The following is a 12,887-nucleotide window of genomic DNA, read 5'->3' on the forward strand; positions in this document are numbered from 1 at the left end:
GCGGCCCCCCCCCCGCCCGCCTGGCTCGGGCCGCCCCCCCCCCCGCCGGCGCGCGCCGCCTCTCGCGCCTTCTGGGCGGCGTTCCTACGGCAGGGCGCGGCGCATGATCGGCCGGGTGGGCGAGCGGCGCGCCGCCTCCTCGAACCCCGCCTCCTCGAAGAGCGAGCCCCACCCGTGGTAGAGCTCCCCGGCGGGCAACCGCTTCTCCGTGTCCTTCGGATACCCCTCCACCACTTGAGCCCCCTGCCCCGCCGCGTACGACACGGCCCCCTCCAGCAGGGCCGCGGCCACGCCCCGCCCGCGACCGCCCCGGGCCACGTAGAAGCACGTCACCGACCACACCCCGGCCTCACCGGGGTCGGCGGGCCTGGTGACGGACGACCGGAGGAGCCGTACGTGCTCCTCACGCGGCGCCACGGCGCACCGCCCCACAGGAGTGCCCTCCAGGTACGCCAGCACCCCAGGCGCCCGCTCAGAGCCTTCCACGAGGTCCTGAAGACGGTCCCTGCGCTCGCCGGCCGGCATCGCACCGAACGCCGCCCCGGCGACCCGGAACCACATGCACCAGCACCCGGAACAGGCCCCGTTGGGCCCGAGGACCGTCCGCACGTCGTCCCACGAGGTGGCGGGCCGGATCTCAAGATCGCGCATACCTCACAACTCCTCAGAACTCGCACCAGCGTAATGGCCATGCCGGTGTCGAGGCGCTGACCTCTGGGTATTGTTGCCCCACGTGAGTACGCCGCGATTCCTCGACCTGCCTCCAGGCGTTGCACCACAGAAGATCGAGACGCCACAGGGCACGTTCGCGGCCCTGGAGGCGGTTCCGGTCAGTGGTGTGGTGGAGCGCTGGCCGGCGCTCCTGGTCCCCGGCCTGACGGGCAGCAAGGAGGACTTCATCGCGGTCCTGATGACCCTGGCCCAGTCGGGCCGCCGGGTCGTGGCCATCGACCTGCGCGGCCAGTTCGAGACCCCCGGCCCCGACGATCCGGGCGCCTACACGTGCGCCGCCCTGGGCGCCGACGTCGACGTGCTCGCCCAGGTCATCGGCGCCGGCGACCCCGTCCACCTGGTGGGCCACTCCTTCGGCGGGCTGGTGGCCAGGGAGGCGGTCATCGACGGGCGCACGAAGTTCGCGTCCTTCACGCTCATGGGCTCGGGCCCGGCCGCCATCGAGGGCCGGCGGGCCGGCAACGGCCGGAAGATCATGGAAGAGGTGCCCGTGCTCGGCCTGGAGCACGTGTGGCACAGCAGGTTCGAGCCCGAGGCGCTGGCCGGCGACGTGCCCGACGAGATCCTGCGGTTCCTGCACAAGCGCCTGCTCGCCAACTCCCCGACCGGCCTGTCCTGCATGGCCGAGCAGGTCCTGACCATGCACGACCGCACCGACGAGTTGCGCGAGATCGAGGTGCCCACGCTGGTGCTGTACGGCGAGCACGACGACGGCTGGCCGCCCGAGGCGCAGTCGGAGATGGCCGCCAGGCTCGGGGCCGAGTGCGTGGTCGTGCCGGGCGCGGTGCACTCCCCCGCCGTCGAGGCACCGGAGACGACGGCGGCGGCGCTCGTCCGGTTCTGGAACGCGGCCGAGAGGCATTATTTGGACACACGGTCCAATGCCATGTAATCCTTCACTTACTATGACGAGGCTCGAAGACATCGTCGTCCAGCCGCCGCAGAGCGCGACCTGGCAGGTGCACCTCGACCGCTCGATGTGGATCGGCGGCGTGCGCGGCCTCATGCTGCAGGCGTTGCACCCCCTGGCCATGCTGGGCGTCTGGCAGAACTCCAACTTCCAGGAGGACCCGTTCGGGCGGCTGCGCCGCACGGCCGACTTCGTGGGGCGGGTGACGTTCGGCAGCCCTCAGGAGGCCGACGAGATCGGCAGGCGCGTGCGGGGCATCCACAAGGCGCTGCGCGTCCACGAGCCCGGCAGCGGGCGGACCCATCGGGTGGACGACCCGGAGCTGCTGCTGTGGGTGCACTGCGCGGAGGTGTCGTCGTACCTGGAGGTGGCCAGGCGCGGCGGGCTGGCGCTCAGCGAGCGCCAGGCCGACCGCTACCTCCACGAGCAGCGCAAGAGCGCCACCTACGTCGGCCTGCACGCCGACGACGTGCCGGGCACGTGCGCGGAGATGGACGCCTACTTCAAGCAGGTGCGCCCCGCCCTGCGCGTGACACCGGAGGCGGCCGCGACCGTGCGGTTCCTGCTGTGGCCCCGGCTGCCGAGGGAGCTGCGGATGTTGTCGCCCGGCAAGCCCGCCTACTTCCCCTTCGGCGCGCTCTGCTACTACACGCTGCCCGACTGGGCCAGGCGGATGTACGGCGCGCTGCCCGAGGTCCCCCGGGCGACGGTCACGGCCGCGCTGAGGGCGTTCCGGCTGAGCATGAACGCGCTGCCCGAGCCCGTGCACGACCGCGCCTTCATGCCGGCCACCAGGGACATGCTGCACGCTTCCCGGGAGCGGCTGCGCGCGGCGGGCTACGACGTCGACAGGGGGCTCAAGGGCCTGACCGACCCCCGTCGCTGGCCGAAGGCCGCCTGACGGGCAGGAGCACCGCCCCCGCCAGCACGACCGCCGACACCCCCGCCATCGCCCAGCCGCCGCCACCCAGCCCGGCCCGGTCGAACAGCACCCCGAGCAGGGCGGAGGCGGTGGCCGCGCCGACGTACCTGGACGCCTGGAAGACCCCCACGGCCGCTCCCGTGTCACGCCGGTCGGCGTGCACGAAGACCAGCGAGTTCAGCGCGAACTGGCCCAGCGCCGCCGCCACTCCCAGCACCGCCCCTGCCACCAGCACCGGCCCCACCGAGTCCGCCGCCGCCATCACGCAGGAGCCGCCGAGCAGCAGCGCCGCGCCCGCCACCAGCACCGTGCGCATCCCGGCCCGCGCGGCCAGCCACACCGCCACGGGCGTCATCACGATCCCCAGCCCGGCCAGCGGCAGCACGAGCAGCCCCGCGAGGTGGGCGGGCACGCCGGCCGTGCTCTGGGCCCACAGTGGGACCGCGAAGAAGGCGACGTAGAAGGCCACGTTGGTGAGCGCGAACTGGCCGCAGGTGGCCAGCAGGCCGGGGCTCAGCCGGGGCAGCAGCGCCGACTCGCGGGCGCCGTCCACGCGTACCCGGGGCAGCCACCGCAGGGCAGCGACCAGCGCCACCACCGCGAGCGGCACGTTGACCAGGAAGATCGCCCGCCATCCCCACAGCGAGATCAGGACCCCGCCGAGCACCGGACCGGTGGCGGCGCTGGCGGTGAGGACCATCGAGATCGTCGCGATCACCCGCGGCGGCGGCCGGCCGTCGTCGCCCGGCATCGCGGCCTGGATGATCGCCATCCCCGCGGGCATCGTCGCGCAACTCCCGAACGCCTGCAGCAGCCGCGCCCCCAGCAGCACCGGGAACGACGGCGCCAGCGTGGCCAGCACGCCGGTGACCGCCATCGTCACCAGCCCGCAGCAGAACACCAGCCGCGGCCCGAACCGGTCCCCCAGCGTGCCCATCAGCGGCGGCGCCAGGATCCCGACCAGGTAGAAGCCGGCGGCCAGCCAGGTCACGGCCGCGATGCCGACGTGGAACTCGGCCTCGACATGAAGGAGCGCGACGGCGATCATCGACGAGTTCAGCGGGTTGAACAGCGTGCCCAGAGCCACTGCCGCCGGTAATCGCCCTTCGCGTCTCACATGGCGTCCTTTATTCGGCCAGGCCGTCCCAAGGTTGGCGGTCGGGCCCCGCGGCCCGCCCCTGAGGGCAGTGGCGGCGGAAGTCGCACCAGGAGCAGATGGGGCCGGTGCTGGGCGCGAACAGCTCGTCGATCTCGTCCGGCACCGACGCGGGCCCGACCGGCTGCCGGTCCCCGGCGGGGCGGCGCCGCCCGGGCGCCACGACCTCCCGGTAGCGGTCGTCGGCCGCCGCGGCCTCCGCGGCCAGCTCCTCGGCGCGGCCGAGGTGGCGGGCCAGGGACTCGTCGGTGTGCCGCCACTCGACGACCTCGCCGGTGGGCAGGTGGTGGAGCTCGACCGTGTGGCACGGCGTGCGCATCATCGTCGAGGCCGCGACCGCGTAGATGGCCAGGGCGAGCGAGGAACGGGCGTCGTCCTGGGTGAGCGGGCGGCGGCCGGTCTTGTAGTCGACCACGACCAGCTCGTCACCGCGCCGGTCTAGCCGGTCGATGCGGCCGGACACGGCGATGGCCTTGGTCCGCGTGGCGACCGTGCGCTCGACGCCGACCGGGTCGTCGGACGGATCTAAAGTCGCGACATATCCGGACACGAGGTCGCGGGCGCGGGCCAGCCAGCGCCCCGACTGCTCCTCGTCCCTGAACCCCTCGGTGATCCACCCGTTCGTGACCAGGACGGCCGCCGTCAGCGGGGTCCGGCGGTCGTACGGCTCCCGCCACCAGCCCGCCAGCGCGTTGTGCACGCTCGCCCCGACGCTGTTGTGCGCCCAGGCGGGCCCCTTGGACGGCTGCGGCCGGTCCAGGTAGGTGAACCGGTAGCGGCGGCGGCAGTCGAGCCAGGTGTTCAACCGCGACGGCGTGCACGAATAGAGCCGCCGCGGCATCCCCTCCAGCGGCAGCTGCCCCTGCACGCCGCTCATCCGGCGTGCCCGGTCGCCAGGCGCCGCACCCTACTCGTCGCCCGGGCCGAGCTTGATCCCGGAGATCCTGGTGCCGTCGGTCAGCGGGCCGTCGTCCTCGCCGTCGGTGTCGACGCGGGTCAGGGAGCCCGACACCCAGTCGTCGAAGTGCGGCTCGAGGTCGCCGATCGTGACCTCGTCGCCGTGGGTGGCCAGCACCCGCGTGTCGCCGGGCAGCGTGAACAGCCGCCCGCCGATCGAGGTGAGCTGGTCGGCCAGGGCCGGGTATTCGCCGCCGATCTTGCCGGGGCCGTCGGCCTGCAGGGCCTTGCCGCTGAAGACCGCCCCGAGCGCCTCGCAGTAGAGCGACACGCCGCCGGGCGTGACACCGGGCGTCTCCATGACATCGAGCTGGACGTCGGCCACGCCGAAGATGCCGTCGTCCTCCATGTCGATGTCGGGCCAGGTCTCCCGCCAGGTCTCCCGCCACAGCGGCTTGTCCTTGGGGTGCAGGGCGACCACGGCCTCGTCGCGGCTGGCCACCTCGATGGCCGCCCCGACGTGGTCGGGCAGGCCCGCCGTGCAGATGACGGCCAGCACCTCCCGCTCGCCCACCTGCTCAAGGATCTTCTCGGCGTCACGCGCCGCGTCGATGACGATCACTTCGTCGTCGTCACCCACGATCCAGGTGTTGTTCTCGACCTTGTGCTCGGTGCCGTCGATGTCGACGACTCCCTCGGTCACCACTCGCTCGATACGCGCTGTCACGCCTCCGAACTCTAGCCCGTCTGCATGACAGCGCGAATCGCGTACGCGCGGGCTAATCCTCAAGTCTGGGCGAGAACGCCCCGAACGGCACATCCAGGTCATGATCGCGGGCGTCGAGCAGTGACAGCTCGGCGAGCGCGATCACGCAACCCGCGTCGGCCGGCCAGGCGATCGCCCACAGCCAGTTGCCCAGCGCCTCGCCCGCGTAGACGGCGCGGTCGTCCTGGCCGTCCACGCACCACAGGGCGGTGGGATGGCCGAGGACCGTGATCTTGGCGTTCGGCGGTCCCGCGTCGAACCCCTCTCCGGGGTCGGGCCCGTCGAGCCCCGCGAACGCCGCGCCGAGCCCGATTCCGGGCTCCTCGGCGATGACGATCAGATCGGCCGGCCCTTCCATCAGCGACGGCCCGGTCAGCGCGACCAGGCTCGCCCGGGCGCCGGTGCGCTGGTCGCCCACCTCGCCGAAGCCGGTCACCAGCCAGCCGGCGGGCAACGGCCACGGCAGCCATACGGGCACGACGGAAGACTTGCGTATCGCCTCTAGCGCGGTGCTGGTCGGCGGCCACGGAGGCTGATACGGCAGGACATCACCGTGCGCATCACATCGAAACGCACTAGACCAGGCGCTCGGCCCGTGAAGCGGGCCAAAACACCGCGGGCAGGTTGGAGCCGCTCTCACAACTACCCACGGTGCTTTCTCCGGCACGGCCACGTCAAGACCGCTACCCGTTATCCCGTCGTAATCTTGGTCATGTGCGCGTAAATTGTGTCGGCGCGATCATTTTCGACGCCTCTGACCGGCTCCTTCTCATCAAGCGCGGCCACCCGCCGGGCATGGGGCTGTGGTCCGTCCCCGGGGGGCGGCTGGAGCCTGGAGAGACGGACGAGGCCGGCGTGTGCCGTGAGGTGCTGGAGGAGACGGGGCTGGAGGTCGAGGTCGGCCGCCTTGCGGGCACGGTGGACCGGCCGGGGCCGGGCGGGGTCACGTACGTGATCCGCGACTACCTCGCCACCGTGTCGGGAGGGGTGCCCGCCGCCGGGGACGACGCCGCCGACGTGCGCTGGTGCGACCGCGCCGACCTGGTACGGCTGCCGCTGTCCGAGGGCCTCCTGGAGTCGCTGACGGCGTGGGGTGTGCTCCCGCCGAACTGAGCCGGGAGCCCGCCCCACCTATCGGCTGGACGTCAGGCTGGAGGTCCAGAGGATCAGGTGGTCGGCGCTGTACGTCGTGGACCGGCCGAGCGCCACGACCTCCGACCCCGCCACGGCCACCGCCGACAACCACTGCGTCCCCTGGCCCGCCAGGCGGTCCTGGGTGAGCCCGATGCGGTTCCACGACAGCCCGTCCTGCGAGGTCCAGGCCGCGCTGTCGCCCTCGCCGGGCACGCCGTGCCAGCCGACGGCCACGAGGCCCTCCTCCGCCGCCGCCAGGTCGTACACCGCGGCCGCCCGGTCCGCCGGGAGCCAGGCCGTCTGCCAGGTCCGGCCCTCGTCCTCGGAGACGGCGGCGAACGCGTGCCGCGTCCCTCCCGTCAGGGCCGTGCCGATGGCCACCAGCTTGCCCTGGTAGGTGGTGACCCGGCGGAGCCCGGCCGACGTCGCGTCCGGAGGGGACACGCGGTCGCGCGCGCTCCAGTTCACGCCGTCCTCCGAGTGCCAGACCACGGTGGTCTCCTGGTCGGCGTTCCCGGAGCCGCCCACCGCCACGTACCCGTCGCCGGTGGCGATGGCGTCGTGGACGCGCACGCCCGAGCCGCCCTGCGGCAGCTTCTTCGACCGGGTGTACTTGCGCATGTCGGGGGTGAACCACATGGCGGCGCCGAGGGTGCCCGACTGGTCCTTGGTCTCGCCCGCCACCACATAGCCCTCCTTGCCGGCTGTCACCACGTGGGCCCGCAGGTAGGGCTGGTCGGGCCGGCGGGCCAGGTCGCCGGTGGCGTTCACCTTCTTCCAGCTCTCGCCGTCCTCGGAGGTGACGAGGAGGGGGTCGGCGACGGCGACGTTCGTCTCGGTGCCGCCGACGGCCAGCCAGCCGCGGCCGCCGTGCGCCACGTCCTCCAGCGTCTGCCTGCCGGTGCCGCCCAGGCTCATGGACTTCCAGCTCTGCCAGTTCTTGATCGTCCACAGGCCGGCGTCGCCCGAGGCCGAGCCGACGGCGACGTACCGGCCGCCGGCGCCGGCCAGCGCGTTCGTCTCGCGGGCGATCCTGGTCAGGCCCTCTACCTCGCCGAGCGGCACCCGGGAGACGGAGCCGCGCGGGGGCGCGGTCATGAGCACGAGCTGGTTGTCGACGTCGGAGGCCGCCTGGTCGCCGCCGGCGAACAGGGTGCCGCCGGAGGAGATCGTGAAGCCGCGCAGGGTCGCCCCCTGCAGGTCCCCGAGGTCGGTCCGCTTGGCCCAGTCACTCCCGTTCGCGGTGGTCAGGACCGCGTACTTGCCGATCACGGACTGCGCGATCGCCGCGACGCCCGTCGGGTAGGAGATCAGCGACTCCACGCCGGGGCTCTCGGGGCCGAGGCCGCCGATGGAGCCGCACTGCGACCACTGCGCCCCGGTCGGGGAGCAGTAGACGCGTACGTCGCCCTCGGCCGTCCGCCGCCGCGTCGGCACCAGCACGAAGCGCTTGGGCAGCACGGCGACCATCCCGGCACGCGGGGCGAGCGCCTCGGGGAGCTGGAAGCCGGTCGCCTGCCAGTTGCGGCCGCCGTCGGCCGAGCGCAGCACCCGCGATCCCTCGCCGTCCGCGGGTACTCCGATGGCCACGACCGTGTCGCCCTTGGCCACCACGGCCTTGATCTCCCGTACTCCCAGCTCCCTCGTCTCGATTCGCTCCCAGATGGCGCCGTCGCCGGAGCGCCAGGCCGCGGGGCCGGAGCCGCCGTCGGCTCCCGTCGCACGTCCCACGGCGACGAACCCGGAGCCCGTCCTGGCGATGTCGTCGATGTGGTCACCCGCCCTGAAGGCGGACCCGGTCTCCTCCACGGCCGTCCAGCTGAACCCGTCGGTGCTGGTCCACAGGCCGCGCTCGCCGGAGACGTCGTCGCCGCCGCTGGCCAGCCAGCGGCCGTTCCCGCCGACCACGCGCCGGACCGTGGGGGTGGAGGCCCGGTTCACCTGGCCGAGCTGCCAGTTCTTGCCCCCGTCGGGGGAGAACAGGAAGAGCGGGCGCGGGGTCGGGCTCGTCGTGTCGCTGCCGACCGCGACCACCGCGCGGCCCACCGAGGTCATGTCGTTGAGCTTCTGATTGGCGCCGACGCCCGCGGCGGGGACGGTGAACAGCTCATCCCCCGACCGGCCGGTGCCCGCCGCCAGGCTCAGGCCCGGGGCCTCGTCGTCGCTCCACTGCCACACGAGCACGCCGGTGGCCACCAGGACGGCCGCGGCCACGGTCAGGACGACCGGGACGGCCCTGCTGCCCCGGTGGACGGGGCTGGACCGGCGTACGGCGGCGGGGGCCGGGCCCCTGTGGTGGCGGCCGCTCGACCCCTGGGGGCGCGGCGGGCCGGTCGCGACGAGCAGGTCGGGCCGGGTGGGACGGCCCGCCGGTGGCCGCCCGACGCGCCGCACCTCCGGCTCGTCCACCGTCTCCTCCTTACCGGAGGGCTCCTGCTCGATGTCCTGGGAGGCGGCCACGTGCGGCTCAGGCGCCTCGGAGACCGGCTCTGGGACGGGTTCGGTGGCGGGCTCAGGGGCGGGCCCGGGGATGGGCCCAGAGGTGGTCTCGGAGGCGGGCGGCTCCGAGGCGGGGTCCGCGGAGAGGGGCGCGCCGGCGACCAGCTTGTCGGGCCGGTTGACGATGCGCCGGGGCCGGCGGCGCTGCTCCACCTCGGGCTCGGCCGTCGGTGAGCTGTACGGCCGGCGCCCCTTGGGCCAGTCCTGCGGCTCCTCCTCGGGTATGGGGGCGGCGAACGGCGGCATCCCCCAGGGTGAGGTCAGCGGTAGGCCTCTGGCCCGATCATCGGTGGGGCCGGGTGGCGAATGGCTGATCCTGGGCTCTTCGGAAGGATGCGGTTCTGAAGCGCCCTCGGAACGCGGGTCGTCGTCTTCCGGCGGTCGCCGTGGCGGTTCGCTGGGGCCGGAGGCCACGCGCCGTACCTCCTAGTCAAACGAGTCGTACAGGTAGATCTCGGCCGGGTCGCGGACCGTTCCAGGAGGGTCCAGGAGGGACCCGCGCCGGCCGACAGCATCCAGACCAGCATGACTCAGCCGGAATAGCGAGACCTCTCTAGCGAGATTCCCCGCACCTCTCGCCGGATTTATTCCGAAATGGTGCTAATCGACCGCTTTTTGGCTAGATACATCACACCAAACGCATACACCCCGAGCTGCACCACGGTTCCCGTCAACGCCTGCCAGGGCACCGGCATCTTTCCCTGATCCAGCGCGTCGTCGAGGTTCCCGGCGGCGGAGCTCACCCCGAAGGCCACCACGTTGTTGATCACGTGCAGGGCGATCGGGGCCTCCAGGCCGCCCGTACGCACCGCCAGCCAGGCCATGACGGCCCCGAACGCGAACACGTCCAGCAGCCCCGCCCACGAATAGCCGTGCAACGACGCGAACAGCGCGGACCCGATGACGATGGCCCAGACGGGATTGCGCACGTGCGCCCCGACGGCCTGCATGAACCAGCCGCGGAAGACGTACTCCTCCGCCGCCGCCTGGAACGGCACCAGCACCACGATCACGATGAGCAGCGGCAGGAACACCTGCCACCCCGCCCATCCGAACATGTCGGCGTCCAGGCCGGAGACGCTCAGCGCCACCCACTGCGCGCCCTGGCCGAGCGCCAGCGCCAGCACCGCGATCCCCGCGCACCGCATCATCCAGGACCAGCGCAACCCGCCCGCCACGGACGAGAGCGTCCCGGGCCGGCGCCGCTGGACCAGCGCCGCCGTGCCGAGCACGAGCAGGAGCACGGGCGCGATCGACAGCAGGGTCATGGCCAGCCCGAGAGGCGTGCCCTCCGGCATCCCGGACGCGTCGACCGGCGAGGGGAGGCCCAGGATGCCGGCCGGCACCACGAAGGCGACGACGACCACGACGCCGATCATGACGAACCCGGCGCCGACGACGAGCGTACCCACTATCGCGCGCCACGGACGGGCCGCGGCGTTCCTGGCGAGGTGGTCGAAACGAGCCCCACGAGGAGCCGGCAGGAACCAGGACGGCGGCTGCCCGTACGGATGAGCGGGCACCTGGCTGCCGTACGGCGGATATTGAGGCCCTGGATTCTCCTGCATCTCTCCATTCTGTCCGCTTGATGCGCATTAGTTCACAGACGGCCCGCCGTTTTAGGCGGATGCTCGGAGGCGTAAGCATTTCGACCCTGGGAGCAGTCCATGTCAAGGCTGGGACCTTTCATCACCCTCGCGGCGGGAGCAGTGCTCGCCGTGGGGCTGGGTGTCGCCAGCATCACCGCGACACCGGCGGCCGAGAACCCGGCCGCCAACACCGCCGCGGAAGCGCCGTCGGTGGAGGAGGGCACCACCGAACAGAACTCCGCGGCACCGTCCCCCTCACCGACGCGTACGGAGGCGCAGAAGATCGCCAAGGCCGACTACGGCGGCCGGGTGAAGGGCAACGGCGCGCTCATCGCGATCTCGATCAGGAACGGCAAGGCGGTCGGCTACTTCTGCGACGGCAGGACCGAGGCCTGGTTCAAGGGCGACGAGTCGGCGGGCACGCTGCAGCTGAAGGGCGTGGCCAACGCCGGCTCCAAGATCTCGGCCGCACTCGGCGGCGGCCAGGCCAAGGGCTCGGTGTCCGTCGGCGGCAAGAAGTGGAGCTTCGTCGCGCCCACGGTGGTCAAGCCGTCGGGCCTGTACCGGGCCACCGCCGTGGTCAGGGGCGCCAAGCTGCGCGTCGGCTGGATCATGATCAAGAACCCGAACGGCGGCTACTACCAGGTCGGCGCCGCCTTCGCCGGAGAGGAGCAGCTCGACATCCCGCAGCTCGACAGCGAGCAGCCGACCGCACCAGTGACTGTCGACGACACCACGGTCTACCCCGAGGACGTCGACGGCTTCATCGAGGAGATGCAATGACCGCCGTCCACCAGCAACCCTCCCGCAGCCTGACCCCGTTACTGGTGCCGCTGCTGGCAGGCGGCCTCGTGGTGCTCGCGCTCGGCGTGTACGGGCGGGCCCACACGCCGACCGGATTCGCGGTCGGCGTGGCCGGCTTCTCCGCGGCGCTGCCGATGAAGGTGTGGCTGACGACGGGCGCGTTCGTGCTGGCGATCGTGCAGGTCGTCTCGGCCCTGTCGATGTGGGGCAAGCTCGGGGTCACCATCCCGCCGGCGGTGCACCGCTGGTCGGGCCGGCTGGCGTTCCTGCTCACGATCCCGGTCGCCTTCCACTGCCTGTACGCCCTCGGCCTGCAGTACGACGTGCCCCGCGTGCTCGCGCACTCGCTGCTCGGCTGCTTCTTCTACGGTGTGTTCACCGCGAAGCTGCTGTCGCTGCCCAAGCGCAACACGCCCGGCTGGACGCTGCCCGTGCTCGGCGGGCTCGCGTTCACGGCGCTGGTGGGCCTCTGGCTGACCTCGTCGTTCTGGTTCTTCACCGCCGTCGGGTTCAAGGTGTGAAGCTCGTCGTACGGGTGAGCCCGGCCGCCCGCCCCTTGGCGGCCACGACGAGCGCCATCTTGCGCGAGGCCTCGTCGATCATCTCGTCACCCAGCATGACCGCGCCGCGCTTCTCCACGGAGGTGTAGTAGTCGTACGCCTCCAGGATGAGCTCGGCGTGGTCATAGTCCTCCTGCTCCGGCGAGAACACCTCGTTGGCCGCGTCCACCTGCCCGGGATGGAGCACCCACTTTCCGTCGAACCCCAGCGCCGCCGCCCTGCGCGCCACCCGGCGGAAGCCTTCGACGTCCTTGATCTGCAGGTAGGGCCCGTCGATCACCTGCAGGTCGTGCATCCGCGCGGCCATGAGCAGGCGCATGAGGATGTAGTGGTAGGCGTCGCCCTCGACGTAGCCGGGCGGCTGCTCGCCGACGACGAGCGTACGCATGTTGACCGAGGCCATGAAGTCGGCCGGGCCGAAGACCAGTGTCTCCAGCCGCTCGGAGGAGCCGGCGATGGCGTCGGCGTTCACCAGGCCGCGCGCGTTCTCGATCTGCGCCTCGATGCCGATGCGGCCCACTTCGTAGCCCATGGTCTTCTCGATCTGGGTGAGCAGGGTGTCCAGCCAGACGACCTCGGTGGGGTCCTGCACCTTGGGCAGCATGACGCAGTCGAGGAACTCCCCCGCCCCTTCGACGACCTCGATCACGTCGCGGTACGTCCACTGCGTCGTCAGGTCGTTCACCCGGACCACGCGCGTCTTGCCGGACCAGTCGCCCTCCCGCAGCGCGGCGACGATGTTGGCCCGCGCCTCCTCCTTGGCCAGCGGCGCGACGGAGTCCTCCAGATCGAGGAAGACCTCGTCGACGGGCAGGGTCTGGGCCTTCTCCAGGAACCGCGGGTTGCTGCCCGGCACGGCGAGCACAGAACGTCGTGAGCGCATGCGCACACGCTACTCGGCGATCATCCGGGTGAAGT

13 protein-coding genes are annotated in these 12,887 nt (G+C 72.3%); 5 read left to right on the plus strand and 8 right to left on the minus strand.

The annotated features are described in order from the left end of the window. Window positions 1-84 precede the first annotated feature (84 nt). A complete protein-coding gene (locus AB0J69_RS19450; RefSeq protein ID WP_364118673.1) occupies window positions 85-651 on the minus strand; it encodes a GNAT family N-acetyltransferase in 567 nt (188 codons plus the stop codon). A gap of 82 nt (window positions 652-733) precedes the next feature. Between AB0J69_RS19450 and AB0J69_RS19455 the strand changes: the two genes are divergently transcribed. Both AB0J69_RS19455 and AB0J69_RS19460 read left to right on the plus strand, forming a co-directional pair. After that, window positions 734-1,624 carry an alpha/beta hydrolase gene (locus AB0J69_RS19455; protein WP_364118675.1) on the plus strand — a complete coding sequence of 297 codons (891 nt, stop codon included), beginning with the start codon at window positions 734-736 and terminating at the stop codon, window positions 1,622-1,624. A 13-nt stretch (window positions 1,625-1,637) separates the two neighbouring features. Further along, window positions 1,638-2,543, plus strand: a complete 906-nt coding sequence (locus AB0J69_RS19460; protein ID WP_364118677.1) for an oxygenase MpaB family protein — start codon at window positions 1,638-1,640, stop codon at window positions 2,541-2,543. Here the strand turns inward: AB0J69_RS19460 and AB0J69_RS19465 are convergent. Genes AB0J69_RS19465 through AB0J69_RS19480 form a run of 4 tightly spaced genes read right to left on the minus strand, consistent with a single transcriptional unit; the run spans window position 2,500 to window position 6,056 of the window. After that, entirely contained in the window at window positions 2,500-3,681 is a 1,182-nt protein-coding gene (locus tag AB0J69_RS19465; RefSeq protein ID WP_364118679.1) for an MFS transporter, read from the minus strand. The two genes, AB0J69_RS19460 and AB0J69_RS19465, sit on opposite strands and share 44 nt — an antisense overlap. Before the next feature lie 10 nt (window positions 3,682-3,691). Further along, window positions 3,692-4,597: a PD-(D/E)XK nuclease family protein gene (locus AB0J69_RS19470; RefSeq protein ID WP_364118681.1), complete on the minus strand. Its 906-nt coding sequence runs from the start codon at window positions 4,595-4,597 to the stop codon at window positions 3,692-3,694. Between the two features lie 30 nt (window positions 4,598-4,627). Continuing rightward, the gene (locus AB0J69_RS19475; protein ID WP_364118683.1) at window positions 4,628-5,344 is read right to left on the minus strand and encodes an MBL fold metallo-hydrolase; all 717 of its coding nucleotides are present in this window, start codon (window positions 5,342-5,344) and stop codon (window positions 4,628-4,630) included. A 52-nt stretch (window positions 5,345-5,396) separates the two neighbouring features. Next, window positions 5,397-6,056 (minus strand): DUF6758 family protein, encoded by a 660-nt coding sequence (locus AB0J69_RS19480; protein WP_364118685.1) that lies wholly within the window; start codon window positions 6,054-6,056, stop codon window positions 5,397-5,399. Window positions 6,057-6,097: 41 nt separating this feature from the next. Here AB0J69_RS19480 and AB0J69_RS19485 point away from each other — a divergent pair, with 41 nt between their 5' ends. Further along, a complete protein-coding gene (locus AB0J69_RS19485; RefSeq protein ID WP_364118687.1) occupies window positions 6,098-6,496 on the plus strand; it encodes an NUDIX domain-containing protein in 399 nt (132 codons plus the stop codon). A gap of 18 nt (window positions 6,497-6,514) precedes the next feature. On the opposite strand, the gene AB0J69_RS19490 is transcribed toward AB0J69_RS19485, so the two are convergent. Further along, window positions 6,515-9,262, minus strand: a complete 2,748-nt coding sequence (locus AB0J69_RS19490) for a hypothetical protein (RefSeq protein ID WP_364118689.1) — start codon at window positions 9,260-9,262, stop codon at window positions 6,515-6,517. Between the two features lie 338 nt (window positions 9,263-9,600). After that, entirely contained in the window at window positions 9,601-10,584 is a 984-nt protein-coding gene (locus tag AB0J69_RS19495; RefSeq protein ID WP_364118691.1) for a type II CAAX endopeptidase family protein, read from the minus strand. A gap of 99 nt (window positions 10,585-10,683) precedes the next feature. Here AB0J69_RS19495 and AB0J69_RS19500 point away from each other — a divergent pair, with 99 nt between their 5' ends. After that, window positions 10,684-11,388 (plus strand): hypothetical protein, encoded by a 705-nt coding sequence (locus AB0J69_RS19500; protein ID WP_364118693.1) that lies wholly within the window; start codon window positions 10,684-10,686, stop codon window positions 11,386-11,388. Then, a complete protein-coding gene (locus AB0J69_RS19505) occupies window positions 11,385-11,930 on the plus strand; it encodes a DUF6529 family protein (protein WP_364118695.1) in 546 nt (181 codons plus the stop codon). The genes AB0J69_RS19500 and AB0J69_RS19505 overlap by 4 nt, the downstream gene beginning before the upstream one ends. On the opposite strand, the gene AB0J69_RS19510 is transcribed toward AB0J69_RS19505, so the two are convergent. After that, a complete protein-coding gene (locus AB0J69_RS19510) occupies window positions 11,920-12,852 on the minus strand; it encodes a CoA ester lyase (RefSeq protein ID WP_364118697.1) in 933 nt (310 codons plus the stop codon). The genes AB0J69_RS19505 and AB0J69_RS19510 overlap by 11 nt on opposite strands. Between the last annotated feature and the right edge of the window lie 35 nt (window positions 12,853-12,887).

This window comes from Nonomuraea sp. NPDC049709 (assembly GCF_040674815.1).
GTDB lineage: Bacteria > Actinomycetota > Actinomycetes > Streptosporangiales > Streptosporangiaceae > Nonomuraea.

Coding starts and splice junctions, on each gene's coding strand:
- AB0J69_RS19510 (WP_364118697.1), bottom strand. CDS start 12,852: ATGCGCTCACGACGTTCTGTGCTCGCCGTGCCGGGCAGCAACCCGCGG.
- AB0J69_RS19460 (WP_364118677.1), top strand. CDS start 1,638: ATGACGAGGCTCGAAGACATCGTCGTCCAGCCGCCGCAGAGCGCGACC.
- AB0J69_RS19490 (WP_364118689.1), bottom strand. CDS start 9,262: ATGCCGCCGTTCGCCGCCCCCATACCCGAGGAGGAGCCGCAGGACTGG.
- AB0J69_RS19505 (WP_364118695.1), top strand. CDS start 11,385: ATGACCGCCGTCCACCAGCAACCCTCCCGCAGCCTGACCCCGTTACTG.
- AB0J69_RS19495 (WP_364118691.1), bottom strand. CDS start 10,584: ATGCAGGAGAATCCAGGGCCTCAATATCCGCCGTACGGCAGCCAGGTG.
- AB0J69_RS19450 (WP_364118673.1), bottom strand. CDS start 651: ATGCGCGATCTTGAGATCCGGCCCGCCACCTCGTGGGACGACGTGCGG.
- AB0J69_RS19500 (WP_364118693.1), top strand. CDS start 10,684: ATGTCAAGGCTGGGACCTTTCATCACCCTCGCGGCGGGAGCAGTGCTC.
- AB0J69_RS19470 (WP_364118681.1), bottom strand. CDS start 4,597: ATGAGCGGCGTGCAGGGGCAGCTGCCGCTGGAGGGGATGCCGCGGCGG.